We start from the raw sequence: 20192 nt of genomic DNA on the forward strand, positions 1-20192 counted from the left end.
TGCTCTCGGCGGCGGGGTTCGGGAACACCGGGGCCGATATCTTCCAGCGGGGTGGACCGTATCTGGCGCGCGGCGCCCAAGACCTGGTCCCCACGGCCGACCTGCTGGACACCTACAGCCCCGAAATCTTCTGCACCATCCGCAACTACCACGACGAGGAACCCAAACTCCGGACGTACCTGGGCGGCAACGGCTACTCGCTGAACACCGAGACCGAGGCGCTGTCGGGGCTGAGCGCGATCCTGAACCCGCTGTCGGGGATCGTCTTGATCGCCTCGATGCTCGGCGGGCTGGCCGGCCTGGTCGGCGGCGCGCCGAACCCCTACACCTGGCCGGACAACCTGCCGCGGGTGAACGCGCGCGGTGGGCCGGGGGGTGCGCCCGGCTGCTGGCAGCACATCACCCACGATCTGTGGCCCGCACCCGAATTGGTGATGGACACCGGCAACAGCATCGCGCCGTACAACCACATCGACACCGGTTCGCCCTATGCGATGGAGTACGTGTGGGGCCGTCAGGTAGGGGATAACACGATCAACCCATGAAAATCACCGGTACCATCGTCCGACTCAGCATCTTCTCGCTGGTGCTGCTGCTGTTCACTGTGATGATCGTCGTGGTGTTCGGCCAGATGAGGTTCGACCGCACCAGTGCGTACTCGGCGGAGTTCATCAACATCAGCGGGCTGCGGCAGGGCCAATTCGTGCGTGCCTCCGGGGTGGAGATCGGCAAGGTCGACTCGGTCGAGCTGGTCGACGGTGGCAAGCGGGTGCGGGTGAAATTCAACGTCGACCGCTCGGTCCCGCTGTATCAGTCGACGACCGCGCAAATCCGCTACCTCAACCTGATCGGTGACCGCTATTTGGAGCTCAAACGCGGCGAGGGCGAAGGCGCCGACCGGATCCTGCCGCCGGGTGGATTCATTCCGGTGTCTCGCACGTCGCCGGCGCTGGATCTCGACGCCCTGATCGGTGGTTTCAAGCCGCTGTTCCGCGCGCTGGACCCCGAGAAGGTCAACACGATCGCATCGGCGCTCATCACGGTGTTCCAGGGTCAGGGCGGCACCATCAACGACATCCTGGACAACACCGCCCAACTGACCAATCAGCTCGGGGAGCGCGATCAGGCGATCGGCGAGGTGATCAAGAACCTGAACATCGTGCTGGACACCACGGTTCGGCATCGCCAGCAGTTCGACCAGACCGTCAACAACCTCGAGGTGTTGATCACCGGGCTGAAGAACCACGCCGACCCCTTGGCGGGCGGGACCGCGCACATCAGCAATGCCGCCGGCACGGTGGCCGATCTGCTGGCCGAGGACCGCGGTCTGCTGCATAAGACACTCAACTACCTGGACGCCGTCCAGCAGCCGCTGATCGACCAGCAGGACCAACTGCAGGACTACCTCAAGAAGGTGCCGCCCGGGTTGAACATGATCGGGCGCGCCATCGGGTCCTACGGCGACTTCGTGAACTTCTACGCCTGCGACATCACGATGAAGATCAACGGCCTACAGGCCGGGGGGCCCATCCGCACCGTCCGGCTTTTCCAGCAGCCGACAGGTAGGTGCACGCCGCAATGAGATCGCTGGAACCTCCGAATCGCCTGCGCATCGGGCTCATGGGCATCATCGTGACGGTGCTCGCGATCGGCGTGGGGCAAAGCTTCACCACTGTCCCAATGCTGATGGCCAGGCCCGCGTACTACGGGCAGTTCACCGACTCCGGCGGCATCAGCGCGGGCGATCGGGTGCGCATCGCCGGCATGGACGTCGGCAAGGTCGAGTCCATGAAGATCGACGGCGACCACATCTTGATGAAGTTCTCGATCGGCACCAACACGATCGGCAGCGAGAGCCGGCTGGCGATCCGCACCGACACCATCCTCGGTAGGAAGGTGATGGAGATCGAGCCGCGCGGCAACCAGCAATTGCGGCCCGGCGCCACACTGCCGCTGGGGCAAAGCACCACCCCGTACCAGATCTACGACGCGTTCTTCGACGTCACCAAGGCCGCCCAGGGCTGGAACATCGACACCGTCAAAGAGTCACTGCACGTGCTCTCGCAGACCATTGATCAGACCTACCCGCACCTGAGCCCGGCGCTGGAGGGCGTGGCCAAATTCTCCGACACGATCGGCAAACGAGACGAAGAGGTCAAACATCTTCTGGCCCAGGCCAATCAGGTAGCCAGCGTCCTCGGTGACCGCAGCGAGCAGGTCGACCGGCTGCTGGTCAATGCCAAGACGCTGCTGGCCGCTTTCAACGAACGCGGCCAGGCGATCAACGCGTTGTTGGCGAACGTCGCCGCGTTCTCGGAGCAGGTCAAGGGGTTCATCAACGACAACCCGAACCTGAACCACGTGCTCGAACAGCTGCGTACGCTCAGCCAGATCCTGGTCGAGCGCAAAGACGATCTTGCTGCGGGGCTCACCGAGGTGGGCATGTTCCTGCCGTCGCTGAACGAGGCCATCGCGTCGGGACCATTCTTCAAGGTGGTCCTGCACAACCTGGCCCTGTATCAGATCGTTCAGCCGTGGGTCGACGCCGCTTTCAAGAAGCGCGGGATCGACCCGGAGAACTTCTGGCGCGGCGCCGCGTTGCCGTCCTTCCGGTGGCCCGACCCCAACGGCACCCGGTTCCCCAACGGTGCGCCGCCGCCCGCGCCGCCGGTGCTGGAGGGCACCCCGGATCATCCGGGACCGGCCGTCCCGCCCGGGTCACCGTGCTCCTACAGTCCGGCGAATCCCGGCGGCAACATCACCGTCGGGGATGAGGGTCTGCCGCGGCCGTGGAATCCGCTGCCCTGCGCGGGTGCGGCTATCGGACCGTTCGGTGGAGTCGGTTTCCCCGCGCCGGTCGACGTCGAAACGTCGCCGCCGAACCCCGACGGTCTGCCGCCCACACCGGGCATGCCGATCGCCGGGCGCCCCGGCGACCCGCCGCCGAACGTTCCGGGGACCCCGGTGCCGCTGCCACCTCAGGCACCGCCGGGCGCGCGCACCGAGAACTTGGCACCGGCCGGGCCGACGCCGCCACCGTCGACCTTCGCGCCGGCCCTGCCGCCGGGTCCGCCGGCACCGCCCGGGCCGGGCAACCAGTTGCCGGCTCCCTTCATCAATCCGGGCGGAGCCGGAGGTAGCGGGGTCACGGGAGGTACCCAGAATTGAGCACCGTCTTCGACATCCGCAACCTGCGGCTACCCAAGCTGTCGCGCACGACGCTGATCGTCGGGTCGCTGGTGGTGGTGCTGGCGCTCGTCGTGGGGTACGTCGGCTGGCGGCTTTACGAGAAGCTGACCAATAACACCGTGGTCGCCTACTTCCCGGCGGCGAACGCGCTGTACCCGGGCGACAAGGTCCAGATCATGGGTCTGCCGGTGGGATCGATCGACAAGATCGAGCCCACGGGCGACAAGATGAAGGTGACGTTCCACTACGCGAACAAATACAAGGTTCCCGCCAACGCATCCGCGGTAATCCTCAACCCCACCCTGGTGGCCTCGCGGGCCATCCAGCTGGAGCCCGTGTACAAGGGCGGCCCGGTGCTCGGCGACAACGCGGTGATCCCCGAAGAGCGCACCCAGGTCCCGGTGGAGTGGGACCAATTGCGCAACAGCATCACCAACATCATCTCCAAGCTCGGCCCGACCAAAGAGCAGCCGACGGGGCCGTTCGGTGAGGTCATCACGTCCTTCGCCAACGGTCTGGCGGGCAAGAGCAAGCAGATCAACACGACGCTGAACAACCTGTCGCGGGCGTTGACCGCCCTCAATGAGGGTCGCGGCGACTTCTTTGCGGTGGTGCGCAGCCTTGCGCTGTTCGTCAACGCGCTGCACCAAGACGATCAGCAGTTCGTCGCGCTGAACCAGAACCTGGCGGATGTCACCGGTCGGCTCGCGCAAAACGACACCGACCTGTCCAACGCGCTGCAGCAGTTCGACGGCCTGCTTTCCACCGTGCGGCCGTTCCTCGACAAGAACCGCGAGGTGTTGACCGCCGACCTCAACAATCTGGCCACCGCGACTAACACGGTGCTGCAACCGGATTCGCTGAACGGGCTGGAGACCGCCCTGCACGTCACCCCGACGGCAGCGGCGAACATCAACCAGATCTACCACCCGTCACACGGCGCGGTTGTCGCCATTCCCGCGATCACCAACTTCGCCAACCCGATGCAGTTCATCTGCAGCTCCATTCAGGCCGGCAGCCGGCTCGGTTATCAGGAGTCGGCCGAGCTGTGTGCGCAGTACCTGGCGCCGATCCTCGACGCGATCAAGTTCAACTACCCGCCGTTCGGTCTGAACCTGTTCAGCACCGCCGAGACGCTGCCCAAGGAGATCGCCTACTCCGAGCCGCGGCTGCAGCCGCCGCCGGGGTACAAGGACACCACCGTCCCCGGGATCTGGTCGCCGGACACCCCGACCTCGCACCGCAACACGCAGCACGGCTGGATTGTCGCCCCGGGCATGCAGGGGCAGCAGGTGGGGCCGATCACCGCGGACCTGATGACGCCGGAGTCGTTGGCCGAGCTCATGGGTGGGCCGAACATCGAGCCCGTCCAGTCGACCTTGCAGACGCCGCCCGGACCGCCGAACTCCTACGACGAGAACCCGATATTGCCGGTCATCGGCCAGAACCCGCCGCAGGTGCCGATCCCACCGCCGCCGCCGGGAGCCGACGTGGCGCCGGGTCCCGTGGCTCCCACCCCGGCGCCAGTGGCAGCGCCCGCGCCCAACGCCGGCGGGCCGCCGGTGCCTGCTAACCCAGGAGGTGGCCAGTGAGAGGCGCAACGATGCTGATCCGCCGCCGCGCGTGGCAGGGCCTGGTGTTGCTGGTGGCCGCGCTGGCGCTGAGCTCGTGCGGCTGGCGTGGCATCTCCAATGTGGCGATCCCGGGCGGTCCCGGTACCGGGTCGGGTTCTTACACGATCTATGTGCAGATGCCGGATACGTTGGCCATCAACAACAACAGCAAGGTCATGGTGGCCGACGTCCTGGTGGGCTCGATCAAAGAGATCAAGTTGAAGAACTGGGTGGCCACCCTGACGTTGGGTCTGGACAAGAGCGTCAAGCTGCCGAAGAACGCCACCGCCAAGATCGGCCAGACTTCACTGCTGGGTTCTCAGCACGTGGAGCTGGCCGCACCGCCGAACCCGTCGCCGGAGCGGCTGAAGCCCGGCGACACCATTCCGCTGAAGAATTCGTCCGCGTTTCCCACCACCGAGGAAACATTGGCCAGCCTGTCGTTGATCCTGCGCGGTGGCGGCATTCCGAACCTCGAAGTGCTGCAGAACGAGGTCTTCAACATCTTCAATGGGCGTGGGGAGCAGATCCGGGCCTTCCTCGGCAAGCTGGATACCTTCACCAACCAGCTCAATCAGCAGCGCGACGACATCACCCACGCGATTGATTCCACCAACCGGCTGTTGGTCTATGTGGGTGCACGTGCGGATGTCCTGGATCGAGTGCTGACCGACATCCCGCCGCTGATCAAGCATTTCGCCGACACCAAGCAGCTGCTGATCAACGCGGTCGACTCGGTGGGACGGCTCAGCCAGGCCGCGGACCAGTACCTGTCCGAGGCGCGCGGCCCCCTGCACCAGGATCTGCAATCGCTGCAATGCCCGTTGCGGGAACTCGGCCGTGCCTCGCCGTACCTGATCGGCGCGCTGAAGTTGATCCTCACGCAGCCGTTCGACATCGACAGCGTTCCGAAGGTGGTCCGCGGTGACTACATGAACGTGTCGCTGACACTGGACTTGACCTACAGCGCCATCGACAACGCGTTCCTCACCGGTACCGGGTTATCGGGAGCCCTGCGCGCACTCGAGCAGTCGTTCGGGCGCGATCCCGAGACGATGATCCCCGACGTCCGCTACACGCCGAACCCGAATGACGCGCCCGGCGGACCGCTGGTGGAAAGGGCGGAGCGAGGACAATGCTGACTCCCTTCGTTCGACGCCAGCTCATACTGTTCGGGATCCTGACGGTGATCTCGCTGAGTGTGCTGGGCATCTACTACCTGCAGATCCCGAGCCTGATGGGCGTCGGTCGATACACGCTCAAGGCCGAGCTGCCGGCTTCGGGCGGGCTATATCCAACGGGGAACGTGACCTATCGCGGCATCACCATCGGCAAGGTCACCGACGTCGAGCCCACCGAACAAGGCGCCGAAGCGACGCTCAGTATCGACAGCCGCTACAAGGTCCCGATCGACGCGATCGCCAACGTGCACTCGGTGTCGGCGGTCGGTGAGCAGTATCTGGACCTGGTGTCGCCGGGCAACCCCGGCAAGTTCCTTTCCGACGGACAGACCATTTCCAAGGGCACGGTGCCCTCCGAGATCGGGCCGGCGCTGGACACCGCCAACCGGGGGCTTGCGGTGTTGCCGAAGGACAAGATCGGCCAGCTGCTCGACGAGACCGCGGAATCGGTCGGCGGGCTGGGGCCCGCCCTGCAACGGCTCGTCGACTCCACGCAGGCGATCGTCGGGGACTTTCGGACCAACATCACCAACGTCAACGACATCGTCCAGAACTCCGGGCCGATCCTCGACAGCCAGGTCAATTCGAATGACGCGATCGAGCGTTGGGCGCGCAACCTGAACACCTTGGCCGCGCAGTCGGCGGCGAACGACCAGCACGTGAGAAGCATTCTGTCCCAAGCGGCGCCGACCGCCGATCAGGTCAACGACGTGTTCAACGACGTCCGGGATTCGCTACCGCAGACGCTGGCGAACCTCGAGGTCGTGTTCGACCTGCTCAAGCGCTACCACACCGGTCTGGAACAGGTGCTGGTGTTCCTGCCGCAGGGTGCGTCGATCGCGCAGACGGTGGGCGCGCCGTTCCCGAACCAGGCGGCGCTCGACCTGGGGCTGTCGATCAACTGGCCGCCACCCTGCCTGACGGGTTTCGTTCCCGCGTCGGAATGGCGGTCCCCGGCCGACACCAGCATGGTGCCGCTGCCGTCGGGTACCTACTGCAAGATCCCGATGGACACGCCGGCCAACAGCGTGCGTGGATCGCGCAACATCCCGTGTGTCGATATCCCCGGTAAGCGGGCGGCCACGCCACGCGAGTGCCGCGACCCCAGGCCGTACGTGCCGGCCGGAACCAACCCCTGGTACGGAGACCCGAACCAGATCCTGACCTGCCCCGCGCCCGCCGCGCGCTGTGACCAGTCGGTGCGGCCGGGCATGGTGATTCCGGCGCCGTCGATCAACAACGGAATGAACCCCGCGCCCTCGGACCGGGTCGCCGGGACGCCCCCGCCGACCAGCGACCCGTTGTCGCGGCCGGGATCGGGTACCGTGACGTGCAACGGACAGCAGCCCAACCCGTGTGTCTACACTCCGGGAGGGGGCCCCCCGTCGGCGGTATACAGTCCGCAGAGCGGTCAACTGATAGGGCCCGACGGAGTTAAATGGTCCGTCGAAAACTCGACTAAAACAGGAGACGACGGATGGAAGGAGATGCTGGCGCCGGCCGGCTGAACCCCCCACCGATGCCGATTGCTCGTCGTCTGCGCAGGCTTTCCCTAAGGCCAGGGCGGAAGAACCGTCAGGACTCCGAGGTCGAGGCCGACCAGAGCAGCACCGACGAAACCAGCGCCGAGGTGACGGCCGAGGATTCGCCGGAATCCGAGGCTGACGAAACCAGCGACGAGGTGACCGCCGCGGCGGAGCCCGAGACGGCGGACGTGGCGGAGCCCGAGGGCGAAGCGGAGCAGCTCGGCGCTGAGGTGACTACCGAGGATTCGGAAGAATCCGAGGACGCTGCCGTCGAAGGCGGGGATGCCGCCGCGGAGCGCCGCCCGTCGCGGCTCGGTCGCGGGTGGGTGGCCGGTATCGCGGCGGCACTGGTCCTAGCGGCCGGTGGCATCGGGGCCGGCGGCTATCTTGCGCTGCGCTACCACCACGACAGCCAGGTGATCGCGCGCAACAACGCCGCGGCACTCAAAGCGGCGGTCGATTGTGTTTCGGCGACCCAGGCGCCGGACACCAACGCGATGGTCGCGAGCGAGCAGAAGATCATCGACTGCGGCACAGACGCTTTCCGCGCCCAAGCCCTGCTGTACACCAGCATGCTCGTTCAGGCGTACCAGGCTTCGAACATCCACGTCCAGGTGGCCGATGTGCGAGCGGCGGTGGAGCGCAACAACAAAGACGGTTCCATCGACGTACTCGTCGCGATGCGCGTCAAGGTCGCCAGCGACAAGTCGGAGAACGAGACCGGGTATCGGCTGCGGGTGACGATGGCGACCGCGGAGGGTCAGTACAGGATCGCCAAGCTCGACCAGGTGACGAAGTGACGGTGGTGGTCGAGGAGACGCAAGCTAAGACCCAGACCAAGGCGGAAGTCCCGGAGTCACCGCGGAATGCATTGGCGCCCTGGCACATCCGGGCGGGTGCGTTCGCCCTCGATGTGCTTCCGGGGGGTGCCGTGGTGGCGACGATGGCGTTGGCCGCGCTGACCGTCCGCAAGCACCCGGTCTGGTGGTGGGTGTGCGTCTCGGTCCTCGGCGTGGCCATCCTGCTGACGTTGGTCAACCGGTTGGTGTTGCCGAGCATCGTCGGCTGGAGCCTGGGGCGCGCGCTCTGTGGCATCACGGTGCTGCACCGCGACGGCGAGCCGCTCGGGGTGTGGGGGCTGCTGCTTCGGGACCTCGCCCATCTCCTCGACACCGTGTCGCTGGTGGGATGGCTATGGCCGCTTTGGGATTCACGCGGCTGCACCTTCGCCGACATGCTGCTGCGCACCGAGGCCCGCTGGGTCGAACCGGATCGGCGGCCGCCGAACATGCGGCGCTGGAGCGCGGTCGCGGTCATCACCGCGGCGGCGGTGTGCGTTGCGGGCGTCGGCGTGAGCTATCTGGTGGTGTATTCCCGCGATCGGGAAAGCGAACAAACCAAGGCCCAGATCCAGGTGCAGGGGCCGAAGATCGTCGCACAGATGCTGACGTACGACCCGAAGTCGCTGCACGACGACTTTTCCCGCGCCCAATCGCTGGCGACCGACAAATATCGGCACAAGCTCGCCGAACAGCAGGGCATCGTCGAAAAAGGCAACCCGGTCATCAACGAGTACTGGGTGACCGACGGCTCCATCGAATCGGCGACGCCGGACCGGGCGACGATGCTGTTGTTCATGCAGGGGCGCCGCGGTGTGGGGCCCGAGCAGCGGTACATCAGCGCGACCGTGCGGGTGAGTTTCACCAAAGGCGGCAACGACCACTGGCTCGTCGACGACCTCAGCGTCCTGACCAAACCGAAACCACCCGGGAACGGAAAATGAGTCCGCGCCGCAAATTTGCGCCGGGCGAGGACTCCCTGCTCGTCGTGCGCCCGCCGACGTCGTACCGGCCGTCGGCGTACCCGCTCATGATCGCCGTTGCCGCTCTCGTCCTGGCGGCGGCGGTCACGGCCTCCACCCTGATGCTGATCTCTCATCAGTCCGCCGAACACCAGGCTGCGAAAGACCGCCAGGTGCTCAATTACGTGACGGGTTTCATGACCGAGTTCACCTCCATCGATCCCTTTCACGCCAACAACTACGTAGACCGGATATTGGCCCAGGCGACGGGTGAGTTCGCCAAGCAGTACACGGACAAGGCGAACGAGATCCTGCTCCAGGTCGCGCGCGCCGAACCGGCCACGGGCACCGTCCTGGGCACCGGCGTCGAACGCTGGAACGACGACGGCACCGTCACCGTAATGGTGGCGACCGCGGTCACCTCCAAGTCGCCGGATGAGAAGCAGGTAATCGAGAACACGAATCGGTGGACGGTAACCGCAACGCAGGAAGGGAAGCAGTGGAAGATCAGCAACCTGCTGCAGGTGATCTGACCGAAAAGGCCTCGGAAACTTCGGAAACCCCAGAAGCCAAGGTGGCCAAGGTAACCAAGGAAGCCCAGAGCGACGACTCCGTCGAGCAGGACGAAACTGACTCTGCGGCGACAGAAGCCGAAGAGCCCGGCGCTGAGGCGGACGAGGACGACAAGGCCGATGAGCCGGCAGCGACGACCAAGTCCAAGCCAAAGCGCGTCCGCTTCCGCTTCAAGCGACTCGGCGGGAAGGGCAGGGCCATTGCCGTCGCGCTGGCGGCGGTGCTCTTCGTCGGTTCCGCGGCGTTTGCGGGTTCGACCCTGCAGCCCTACCTGACCGACCGTGCCACCGCCGCAACCAAACTCAAGGTGGCCCGGACCGCGGCCAACGCGATCACTACCCTGTGGACCTACACCCCGGAGAACATGGACGGCCTGGCCGATCGCGCCGCGACGTACCTCAGTGGCGATTTTGAAGCCCAGTACCGCAAATTCGTCGACTCGATCGTGGCGCCCAACAAGCAGGCGAAAGTGACCAACAGCACCCAGGTCACCGGCGCGGCGGTGGAATCGCTGGATGACCCGAACGCCGTCGTCATCGTGTATACCAACACCACGTCAACCAGCCCGCTGACCAAGAACATCCCGGCGTTGAAGTACCTGTCCTACCGGCTGTTCATGAAGCGCGTGAAGGGGCGCTGGCTGGTTACCAGGATGACGACCATCACCTCGCTGGATCTGACGCCCCGGCCGTAGCGCGGGCCGAAAGACCCTGCATCCCATGGCCGTTACTTCGCCGGTATCGGAGCGATCGACCGTTGCGGCGTTGTTGTTGCTGACCTTCGCCACCGGCTTGGCCGACTCGATCAGCATCCTGGCGCTCGGCCACGTGTTCGTCGCGAATATGACCGGAAACGTGATCTTCCTTGGCTTCTGGCTCGCGCCGAAAACCAGCATCGACCTGACCGCGGTCGTGGTGGCACTGCCCACCTTCGTCTGCACCACCATCCTCAGCGGCCGGTTGGCACGGCACTTCGGCGAGCGCACCCGGTCGTGGATCACCACGGTGTTGGCGGCGGAGATCGTGTTGTTGATCGCGCTGTCGATCCTGGGCGGGACGGGAGTGCTGCGCTATCACGACAACACCAAGCTGATCCTGATCGGCGCGCTCGCGGTGACGTTCGGTCTGCAGCACTCGAGTGCGCGCCAGTTCGGGATCCAAGAACTCTCCACCACGGTGTTGACCTCGACGATCGTCAGCCTCGGCCTGGACAGCCGTCTCGCCGGCGGTACCGGTGCCCGCGAAAAGCTGCGGTTCAGCGTCGTTTTCACGATGTGTGCCGGCGCCTTTGCCGGCGCGACGATGTCGCGGTTCGTCGTCGCTCCGGTGTTCGGGGTCACCGCAGCGGTGGTGGCGGCAAGCCTGCTGATCTTCCGATTGGGGCCGAATGCCACCAAAAGCGCTGCGGCCGAAGCTAATTGAATGCCAGCCAGCTCGGCAGGCCGCGCTCGTGCGAGTCGCACAGCACCTGCCGCGTGTCGCACGAGCCCCGCGGTGACCCGGCGCCCGCCCACATGCCGCCGGTTTCGCGGCGCAGCACAATGGCCGAGGACCCACCGCCGTCGAGCAGGACGGCCGTGTCGCTGCCGAGGCCGCGGAACAGGTCCTGGATGTTGTCCGGTGTGTAGCTGCCGCCTTCGAAGATGTACATCTCGTCCTTTTGCTTCGCGTAGGCCAGGGCCGTACGCGCCGCGCTCGGACCTCCGTCGTGGAGCTGCCCGGTGTTGCCCGGCGCCAGCAGCCCGATGCCGGACACCGCGACGAACCTCGCGTTCTTGTTGAGCAGGTCCTGGATCACCGGGGTGGCGGAGTCGTAGTCGTTCTTGCCCTTCGGCCACACCACATACGGCGCCGCACCCGACGGGAGGATCATCGTCGTCAGCGCGCTCCAGCTCTCGCCCCCGCCCGAAAGGCCTTGCTTGCCGGGATAGGCGACGGTGCCGGTGACCGCCTGGTTGGCGCGGCCCTGGCCGTTGGTGTTGTCCACGAACGCGCCCAGCGGTGAACTGCAGCCGGTCTGCCGCCAGGAGCCCCCCTTCTGCGGGCGCACGTCGAAGAAGTTGGCGTTGATCGCGATCGTCGGTTGTCCCATCCGCTGCCACGCCTGCAGCGGTGGGTAGATCTCCGAGGCCTGCCAGAGTCCCTCGGAGGTTCGGGCGGCGGGATTGCTTTCGCAGCGCGCCTGGTCACCTTGGTGGCTGTCCACCAACAGATGCGGGGCAAGCCGCCCGGCCGCGTTCTTGATGATCATCAGGTGGCCGCCGTTGTTCATCTCGTACCAGCCACCGCCGGCGTTGAGCATCGGCGTGGGATGACCGGGGCCGAAGTTGTACACCAGGTAGGAGCCCTGGGTGGTGCTGATGGCGCTGGCCAGCATCTCCCGGCCGTCCGCGGCGCGCGCGAGGGGCTGGCCCGTGGTGCTCGCCAGCGTCACGCATGCGAGCACGGCGGTGCAGCAGGCGGCCAGTCGGCGCCAACCTGGGGGGCGGGTCAGCACGGTAGCCCTTTCGGCCCGGGTGAGGATGCAACATGCACAGCATCAGCCACACAGGCCCCACTGTCAACTTAAGTAACAAACGCGTGACGCTTCGGCCGCGCTGGAATTACGTTTGCTCGCTTGGGCTTTCGTGCGCGGGCTGATGTTCGTCGTCGAGGGTGCCCTCGTGCTCCTCGACGCCGGCCGGAGCCTCGGGCTCGGGCTCGGGCTCGGCCTCGGGCTGGGCGGCGCGCGCGCCCTCCTTGCTTGCGCGCGCCTGATGCTGGGCTTGATGTTCCGCGGCTATCGCCAGTTCGACGGCCCCGGGAATCCGGTGAAAGCCCTTGCGGTCGTACAGGTGCGTGATGATGCCGCCGACCAACAACCCGATGACCAGGCCCACGAAGGTCATCAGCAACGCCTGCGACAAACCGGCATCCCCGTGGCCGCCCAGGTACACCAGCGACCGCACGCCGAGGAACACCTGGTGCATCGGCTCGAATTCGGCCAGCCAACGGAAGAACGGCGGCACCGCCTCCAGCGGGACGGTGGCTCCTGCCGACGGTAAGCCGAGGATCACGAAGATCAACATCGAAAACAACAGGCCCATCGAGCCCAGCACTGCAATCAGAGAACTCGACGTGATGCCCACGGCGATGATCGCGAACACCCCGTACAGCCACAGCTGCCAGCCAAGTGGGATCGGCATCCCGAGGCCGTGCGCGATCGCCAGATAGACCGCCGACGTGAGCAGGGCCAGGATCGCCATGATTCCCCACTTGACCAACAGGGTGCGGAATCGAGAGATGTTGGCCTGCTCGGCAAATCGGTAAACCGGGCCCCATTCCGCCGGCACGTAGCCGAGCAGCGAGTCGACCAGTGTGCTGACGACGATGCTGCCGGTGAATCCCGCGAGCAGCAGCAACAGCGCGTAATAGAACGCCGACAGCCCGTTGCCCGTTCCGTTCGGTAATGGGTTGTACACGCCGGACTTGATGTCGATTGGACTGGCAAGCCCCACCACGGCCGCGCCCGCCATCGGCGCCCCGCCGGTTTGGGCCGCCACGTCGGCGGAAAGCCGTTGGCCCACTTTGCTATTGACAACCGCCATCGCCTGGGTGAGGGTCTGCCCGGCGATGCTGGAGCCCAGCGTGCCCGCCCGCGGGTTTGTCGATATCGAGATCACCGGCCGCTCGGAGCGGCCGGTCGTGACCGCGCTCGCCCCGTAGTCCCGCAGCCTCGACGAGAACGTCGGCGGTATCACCGCCTCGCCGTACACCTGGGCCCGGTCCAGCATGCGCTGGGCCTCGTCATGGGTGACGACCCGGATGTCGAACTTGTCCTTGTCCAAGCCTGCGACCAGACCGTCGACGATCTGCTTGCCCGCCGGCCCGGCGTCCTGGTTCACCACCGCGATGGGGAAATGCCGCAGGTTGGTTGTCGGGTTGAGGATCCCGCCCAAATACAGGGCGCACAGCGCCGACATGAGGGCCAGCGTGACGACGATCGGCAACGCCCAGAACCGCACGGTCCGTAGCGCTTTTATGTTTCGCTTGGGGTTCGGCGCCGCGTGCCGCGGCTGCGATTGAGACATGCGGGCTCCTGTCTGTCGTGCCCACTCTATGTCGTCTCAACCGCCCAGACCGGTATGCATCTCCCAAATGAGCAGTTCCGTCGGCTCGCCCGCGGTCAGCCGCCGGCCGTCGGCGTCGGTGAACCGGATCGCGTCGCCCGCTTCGACCTCTCCGGTCTCCTCCACGCTGCCCCGCCCGCGCGGCACGAAGAGATGCAGGTAGGGGGCCCGCGGAAGGTTCACCGAGTCGCCAGGTCGCAGGCGCGCGCAATGCAGCGCGGCGTTGCGGTTGTGCAGCGTGATGGCCGCCTCATGTCCGGGTATGCCTGAGGCGATGGTCACAAGCCCGCCTTCCAGCAGGTCGGGGTCCACCTCGTGCTGCTGATAGCTGGGGGAGATGCCGGTCTCGTCGGGGATCACCCACATCTGCACGAAATGCACGGGATCCGTTGATGACTCGTTCTTTTCCGAATGCAGGATTCCGCTGCCGGCCGACATGCGTTGGGCCAGGCCGGGATAGATCACTCCGCGGTTGCCGGCCGAATCCTGGTGTGTGAGTTCACCTTGCAGCACCCATGTCACGATCTCCATGTCGCGGTGCGGGTGGGTGTCGAATCCGCTTCCGGGCTCCACGATGTCGTCGTTGTTCACCAAGAGCAGCCCGTGGTGGGTGTTGTCGGGGTCGTAATGGTCACCGAACGAGAACGAATGCCTGGACCGTAGCCACGACGTCGTGGTGACGGCCCGGTCGGCCGCACGCCGAATCTCGGAGTTGGCGGGCATGTCCTCAGCCTAGTGGGGTCAGCAGCCCTTGCGCGTGCCGCAGCGCGTCGTCCAGCTCCGGCAGCGCCAGCCCGGCCGGGCGGCCCAGGTGGATCTCGATTTGGTACTCGGGCTGGCCATCCGGCCCAAAAATCGGCAGCACAACGAATTCCGTTGCGGCCAGCTCGGTTTCGAGGACATCGGTGACCGACTGCAACGTCACCATCGTCATCAGCGTGGTCAACCGCCGGGTCACCTGTGCCGTCGGCTCCAGCGACGCCAGCGCTGCGGCCAGCCTGTCGTGCAGCGATCGGTGGGTATCGTCGAACCGCCACGCGCCATAGCCGCGGGCCCGGATGTCGGCCAGCACCCGCTGATGGTCGGCGATCTCGGCGAGGGTCAGCCGGGGCGTCACCCGATGCAACCAGGCCCGGACGGAATCGTCGTCGCGCCAGGCCATCGCGACCAGTCCGAACGGTGGGTCGATGGGGAAGCGCTGGCCGACGGCGTGCTCGCCGTCAGTGGCGTGCCCGACGGCATCGACGGTGGTCAGCTGCTTCTCGCCGATCTTCGACATCGAGCAGCCGGCGCCGAGGGTGTCGTGCAGGAAGGACAGCGCCTCGCGCCCCCGGTCTAGCAGCGGGAACTGCGTCCGCAGCCCGTGGACTAGCGCGAACAACCCGCTGCCCAAAAAGAAGCGGCGGTCCTCGCGCCGCGTCACCCATGCTCCCCGCTCCAGCTCCGCCAACACCAGGGCGCACGTCGAGGTGCTGATCCCGCAGCTCTTCGCCAGCTCGGCCGAGGTCCGCCCCTGGGGTGAATCCGCAAGCGTGGCAAGCACATCCATCACCCGGCCGGTTGGCGGCGATTTGACGGTTGACGCAGCCACGCCCACCTCCCTAGATTTGTCCCAAATGTAGATCTAGTCATCCTAATATTAGGAGATAGTTTGTGTTCAAAGTAGGCGTCTGGGGTCCGGGCTCGATGGGCGTGATCGCCCTGCGGGGTGTCATCGACCACCCCGCGCTCGAACTGGTCGATGTCGTCGTGCACAGCGCCGCCAAGGCGGGCCGCGACGCGGGCGAACTCTGCGGCGTCGCACCGGTCGGTGTGGTCGCCACCCAGGATCCCGCGCCGATGCTGGCCGGGAACGCCGACGTGGTGGTGTACGCGGCCGGCGCCAACCTGCGGCCGCTGGAGGCCGTCGATGACATGGTGTCGATCCTGCGGGCCGGCAAGAACGTGGTGTCGTGTTCGGTGGTGCCGCTGGTGTTCCCCGACGCTGTCGATGCGGCCTTCACCGAGCCGCTGCGGCGCGCCGCGCTGGAGGGCGGCGTGTCGTTCTTCACCACCGGCATCGACTCGGGGTTCGCCAATGACGTTCTGCCGCTGGTCCTTACGGGCGTATCCCGGGCCATCGAGTCGGTCCGGGTGACGGAGATGTTCAACTACGCCACCTACCCCGACAAGGCCGCCGTATACGAGATCCTTGGCTTCGGCAAGCCGCCCGAATCCGCCGCTTTCGCTGCCACGCCCGGGGTGTTCACCTTCGGCTGGGGCCCGGTGCTGCACCAGCTCGCGTCGGGGCTGGGAGTCAAAATCGACAACATCGAGGAGAGCAACGAGCGACTGCCTGCCACCGAGGCCTTCGACACGCCCACCGGGCACATCGCGGCCGGCACCATCGCGGCGATGCGCTCGACGCTGACCGGTTACGTCGGCGACAAGCCGACGTTCGTCATCGACCACGTCACCCGGATGCGCGACGACATCGCACCGGACTGGCCGCAGCCGAACATCTCCATCGAGCCCAAGGACCTCGGCTACGGATTGGCTTCCGGGCGTGGGCTTTACCGCGTCGAGATCGAGGGTTCGCCGAGCATGCGCTGCGAGTTCGAGATGGCCGAGGACCACGACCACGATCTGGGCGCGCGCGTCGCGGGCGCGTCGCGCATGGTCAACGCGATCCCCGCGGTGTGTGCCGCCGCACCCGGGTTGCTGTCGGCACTGGACCTGCCGCTGATCACCGGGACCGGGCTGGTGCGCCCGGTGGAGGGGCCGCCGCCGGACAGCCGCCTATTCTGAGCGGCCGCGCGGATAGGTCGCGTCGGCGATTTCGAGAATCTCGGCGCGATCCGCTGCCAGGATGAACCCGGACTGGATCGCCGTATCCAGTGCGGCGGTGAACCGTTCGAGGTATTCGCCGGCCCCGCCCGGGTAGAGCCGGCGCACGGTGGCGTCGTCGAAACGTTCGCCCGAGCCGAAGATCGCCGTCATGACGCTTGACGGGTCGAGCTCCGAGACGCCTGAGGCGCCCATGCCGGAGGTTCGCGCGATCGGCACGTCCACCCAGGGGGTCCTGATGCCGTCGCGGGCCAGGCCGTTGGCGTCCAGAATCGGTTGGGGCTGGTCGGTTTCGCGCACGGCGATGGGTGGGGCGGTGGGCGCCGGCTCGCCGGTGCGGACCCATGTGTTCAGCGCCGCGAGCGCGGCCTGCACCACGTAGTGGTGTTGCGGCGCAAAGTTGATGCAGTGCCCGAGTTGCTGACCCATCAGCATGTTGGTCGGCGCGTAGGCCGCCACGATGTCGTCGAGAGGCGCCGAGCCGCTGTCGATCGGCGCCACCTGGATCGTGTAGTTGTCGGCATGAGCGGCCCCGGGGATCTCCCAGACCCGCAGCCATTCGTTGTCGGGTTGCTGGGCGAAGTAGTAGCCATACCGCACCGGGCCCAAGAGGTCGGTTTCGGTGATGATCGTGACGAGCGGGACGCGCAGGTCCGGACGGAACCGCACCGCATCCGGCATGCCGGTCTGCGATTCATCGAAGATGGAAATGCCGTCAAGCGGTGCGGCAGAACCGAATCGGGAATGGACCAGGAAGCCGTCGTAGGCTCGGGCGAGCGGATCGACGGCGTTGACATAGGTCGTGAGGAACATCGCGGATTGGGACTCGCCCACCGCGACCACGTGTTGCACCCCGGGCAGGATCCCCCTGGCGAATTCGGCGGTTTGGGAAAAGATGTCGTAGGCGAACGCGTCCCCGGGATGGCTCAGGGGTGCATACCGTGCCGGGTCCTGGGTCTTCAGCGACATGTCGAAGCCGAGCAGGCTCTCGCCGCCGTCGATCCCCACCCGCTGGGCCGAGACCGCGACGTAGGCGTAGCCCGAGCGAAGTACCTCGCGATGCGCCATCATCCACACCGCGGGAGCGTCGATGCCGCCGCTCACGTTGAGCCATTCGACGAGCACTGTCCCGTTGAACCGGGCCGGGTCCGTCGGCGTCAATACCACCGCGCGAGTGGTGTAATCGGCAGTGCCGCAAGGGGTTACGCTCCACCGACCGTCGGGCCTCAGCGCCGTTTCGGGGGCGTAGGACCTCGCCGTCCCGGAGAGGAAGAATTCCTCGGCCGCACAGCCCACACTGCCAATGTCGAAGGCGCCCAGCAGCAGTAGCGGCCGACCGGCTACCGGTACCGCCTGCGGGGATTCCGTCATCTGCCGCACCCTTCCGACGTCTGCGCCGAACGTGACGCTGCCGTCACGCTGGGCGTCGAATGTGACCGTAGCGTCACGGTCGAGGCGCGCAGCCTCATAGCGAGGCGGGCAACCCGAACTTCGCGAACAACGCCTCGTCGAGGAAGGCGACCACGTGTGCGACCCGGTCGCCGCGCACATCGAGCACGTGCAGCTGAAAGGGCAGGTGCACATCGCCGTCGCGCATGTACATCGCCGCGGCGGGCTGGCCGTTGGCGGTCAAGCCGATCATGCGCATGTCGCCGGCGGACTCGGCGGGGCACTGCTGATGGATGAGGCTGACGATGTCGCGCGGGCCTTGGTACCAGGCGGTGTATGGCGGCATCTCCCAGACCGCCTCCGCGGTGAACAGCTCGACCAACCGGTCGATGTCGTAGGCCTCGAAGGCCGCGATGTAGCGGTCCAGCAGGTCCTGCGCCTCCGGCGATTCCGGCGCGGCCAACCGGTCACCGGAGCTGGGGCCGACGGCTTCCATCTGCGAGCGGGCCCGCTGCAGCAGGCTGTTGACGGCGATCGTGGTGGTACCGATCGCGTCGGCCACCTCGGCGGACTTCCACTGCAGCACGTCGCGCAGCAACAGCACCGCCCGCTGCCGGGGTGAGAGGTGCTGCAGCGCAGCGACGAACGCCAACCGCACCGATTCCCGGGACTCGACGATGACCGAAGGGTCGGCGGGTTCGTCCGTCGGGTCGGGCAGCGGCTCCAGCCAGGGCACCTCGCGGCGCTCCACCAGCTCCGCCCCCGGGTCCGAGCTGGGACTCCCCAACCCGGTCGGCAACGGCCGCCGCTGCCGGCCCTCCAGCGCGGTCAGGCAGGTGTTGGTGGCGATGCGGTGCAGCCAGGTTCGTATCGACGACTTGCCCTCGAAGCGGTCGTAGGCCTTCCAGGCCCGCAGGAACGTCTCCTGCACCAGGTCCTCCGCGTCGTGCACGGAGCCGGTCATCCGATAGCAGTGCGCGAGCAGTTCACGCCGGTACGGCTCGGCATGGGCCGAGAAATCCCCGCCGGGCTCGCTCTGGGGGTTTTCCGCGAGCACAGTCACGGCTTCGAGCGTACGCAGAGCCTCCGACGCATCCCGGCGAGGTGGCCACTACGCTGCCACATGATGAGTACGACCCGCAGCGAAAGAAGTTTCGACGGCCTGGGCGGCGTGCGCATCGTCTACGACGTCTGGAGTCCGGACACCGCGCCGCGAGCCGTGGTCGTGCTCTCACACGGTCTGGGCGAGTACGCCCGCCGCTACGACCACGTCGCGCAGTGCTTTGGCCGCGCCGGGCTGGTCACCTACGCGCTGGACCACCGGGGCCACGGCCGCTCCGGCGGCAAGCGGGTGCTGGTGCGCGACATCTCCGAGTACACGGCCGACTTCGACACCCTGGTCGGCATCGCCACCCGCGAACACCACGGCCTCAAATGCGTCGTGCTCGGGCACAGCATGGGCGGGGGGATCGTCTTCGCCTACGGCGTCGAACGCCCGGACAACTACGACCTGATGGTGTTGTCGGGTCCGGCGGTGGCGGCCCAGGAGCAGGTGAATCCGCTGATGGCGATCGCCGCCAAAGTGCTGGGCGTCGTCGCGCCCGGCCTTCCGGTGCAGGATCTCGACGTCAACGCCATCTCCCGGGACCCCGCGGTGGTGGCGGCCTACAACGCCGACCCGCTGGTGTACCACGGCAAGGTCCCGACCGGAATCGGGCGTGCGCTGCTGCAGGTCGGCGAGACGATGCCGCGGCGGGCGCCGGCGCTGACCGCGCCGCTGCTGGTGGTGCACGGCTCCGACGACCGGCTGATTCCCGTCGCGGGCAGCCGCCGCCTGATCGAATGCGTCGGCTCCACCGACGTCACGTTGAAGGTCTATCCCGGGCTGTACCACGAGGTCTTCAACGAGCCCGAGCGTGACCAGGTCCTCGAGGACGTCGTCTCGTGGATCACCGAGCGGCTGTAAGCGACGTGTCGGATCGGTCC

Annotated in this window: 18 protein-coding genes and 1 pseudogene; 13 read left to right on the forward strand and 6 right to left on the reverse strand. The window is 66.7% G+C overall.

The features are described from left to right. The 11 genes from A5744_RS23740 to A5744_RS23790 form a co-directional block, all read left to right on the forward strand. Positions 1–545 (forward strand): MCE family protein (locus A5744_RS23740; RefSeq protein ID WP_170874576.1); only part of this gene is annotated, 545 nt, incomplete at its 5' end. Next, positions 542–1582 (forward strand): virulence factor Mce family protein, encoded by a 1041-nt coding sequence (locus A5744_RS23745; protein ID WP_076064819.1) that lies wholly within the window; start codon positions 542–544, stop codon positions 1580–1582. The genes A5744_RS23740 and A5744_RS23745, both read left to right, overlap by 4 nt. Then, positions 1579–3168, forward strand: coding sequence for a virulence factor Mce family protein (locus A5744_RS23750; protein WP_076064820.1), 1590 nt, complete (start codon positions 1579–1581; stop codon positions 3166–3168). The genes A5744_RS23745 and A5744_RS23750 overlap by 4 nt, the downstream gene beginning before the upstream one ends. Beyond that, positions 3165–4781 (forward strand): virulence factor Mce family protein, encoded by a 1617-nt coding sequence (locus tag A5744_RS23755; protein ID WP_076064821.1) that lies wholly within the window; start codon positions 3165–3167, stop codon positions 4779–4781. Before A5744_RS23750 ends, A5744_RS23755 begins: the two co-directional genes overlap by 4 nt. An 11-nt stretch (positions 4782–4792) precedes the next feature. Continuing rightward, positions 4793–5944 carry a virulence factor Mce family protein gene (locus tag A5744_RS23760; RefSeq protein WP_076064822.1) on the forward strand — a complete coding sequence of 384 codons (1152 nt, stop codon included), beginning with the start codon at positions 4793–4795 and terminating at the stop codon, positions 5942–5944. Next, positions 5938–7491 carry an MCE family protein gene (locus tag A5744_RS23765; RefSeq protein WP_076064823.1) on the forward strand — a complete coding sequence of 518 codons (1554 nt, stop codon included), beginning with the start codon at positions 5938–5940 and terminating at the stop codon, positions 7489–7491. The genes A5744_RS23760 and A5744_RS23765 overlap by 7 nt, the downstream gene beginning before the upstream one ends. After that, complete coding sequence (locus A5744_RS23770) at positions 7461–8309, forward strand: Mce protein (protein WP_076064824.1); 849 nt, start codon at positions 7461–7463, stop codon at positions 8307–8309. The genes A5744_RS23765 and A5744_RS23770 overlap by 31 nt, the downstream gene beginning before the upstream one ends. Beyond that, positions 8306–9292, forward strand: a complete 987-nt coding sequence (locus tag A5744_RS23775; RefSeq protein ID WP_076064825.1) for an RDD family protein — start codon at positions 8306–8308, stop codon at positions 9290–9292. Before A5744_RS23770 ends, A5744_RS23775 begins: the two co-directional genes overlap by 4 nt. Further along, positions 9289–9843, forward strand: coding sequence for a mammalian cell entry protein (locus tag A5744_RS23780; RefSeq protein ID WP_076064826.1), 555 nt, complete (start codon positions 9289–9291; stop codon positions 9841–9843). The genes A5744_RS23775 and A5744_RS23780 overlap by 4 nt, the downstream gene beginning before the upstream one ends. Further along, on the forward strand, positions 9810–10577 hold the full coding sequence (locus A5744_RS23785) for a mammalian cell entry protein (RefSeq protein ID WP_076064827.1): 768 nt from the start codon (positions 9810–9812) through the stop codon (positions 10575–10577). The genes A5744_RS23780 and A5744_RS23785 overlap by 34 nt, the downstream gene beginning before the upstream one ends. 25 nt (positions 10578–10602) lie before the next feature. Then, positions 10603–11304 (forward strand): YoaK family protein, encoded by a 702-nt coding sequence (locus A5744_RS23790; RefSeq protein ID WP_076064828.1) that lies wholly within the window; start codon positions 10603–10605, stop codon positions 11302–11304. Here the strand turns inward: A5744_RS23790 and A5744_RS23795 are convergent. From A5744_RS23795 to A5744_RS23810, 4 genes are all read right to left on the reverse strand, one after another. Then, entirely contained in the window at positions 11297–12406 is a 1110-nt protein-coding gene (locus A5744_RS23795; RefSeq protein WP_139329462.1) for a phosphodiester glycosidase family protein, read from the reverse strand. The two genes, A5744_RS23790 and A5744_RS23795, sit on opposite strands and share 8 nt — an antisense overlap. A 79-nt stretch (positions 12407–12485) precedes the next feature. Then, on the reverse strand, positions 12486–13952 hold the full coding sequence (locus tag A5744_RS23800) for a YhgE/Pip domain-containing protein (RefSeq protein WP_083679384.1): 1467 nt from the start codon (positions 13950–13952) through the stop codon (positions 12486–12488). A 36-nt stretch (positions 13953–13988) separates the two neighbouring features. Then, positions 13989–14714: a pirin-like bicupin family protein gene (locus tag A5744_RS23805; RefSeq protein WP_076064830.1), complete on the reverse strand. Its 726-nt coding sequence runs from the start codon at positions 14712–14714 to the stop codon at positions 13989–13991. Positions 14715–14718: 4 nt separating this feature from the next. Beyond that, the gene (locus tag A5744_RS23810; protein WP_076064831.1) at positions 14719–15540 is read right to left on the reverse strand and encodes a MarR family transcriptional regulator; all 822 of its coding nucleotides are present in this window, start codon (positions 15538–15540) and stop codon (positions 14719–14721) included. Between the two features lie 104 nt (positions 15541–15644). On the opposite strand from A5744_RS23810, the gene A5744_RS23815 reads away from it, so the two are divergent. Beyond that, a complete protein-coding gene (locus A5744_RS23815; protein WP_076064832.1) occupies positions 15645–16778 on the forward strand; it encodes a dihydrodipicolinate reductase in 1134 nt (377 codons plus the stop codon). Here A5744_RS23815 and A5744_RS23820 read toward each other — a convergent pair. Both A5744_RS23820 and A5744_RS23825 read right to left on the reverse strand, forming a co-directional pair. After that, positions 16770–18188, reverse strand: a complete 1419-nt coding sequence (locus tag A5744_RS23820; RefSeq protein WP_076064833.1) for an alpha/beta hydrolase domain-containing protein — start codon at positions 18186–18188, stop codon at positions 16770–16772. The two genes, A5744_RS23815 and A5744_RS23820, sit on opposite strands and share 9 nt — an antisense overlap. 94 nt (positions 18189–18282) lie before the next feature. After that, positions 18283–19385: pseudogene (locus A5744_RS23825) on the reverse strand (sigma-70 family RNA polymerase sigma factor). Between A5744_RS23825 and A5744_RS23830 the strand changes: the two are divergent. Continuing rightward, a complete protein-coding gene (locus A5744_RS23830) occupies positions 19333–20172 on the forward strand; it encodes an alpha/beta hydrolase (protein ID WP_076064841.1) in 840 nt (279 codons plus the stop codon). The pseudogene A5744_RS23825 and the gene A5744_RS23830 sit on opposite strands and share 53 nt — an antisense overlap. Positions 20173–20192 lie beyond the last annotated feature (20 nt).

The organism is Mycobacterium sp. IS-1264, from assembly GCF_001954195.1.
GTDB lineage: Bacteria > Actinomycetota > Actinomycetes > Mycobacteriales > Mycobacteriaceae > Mycobacterium.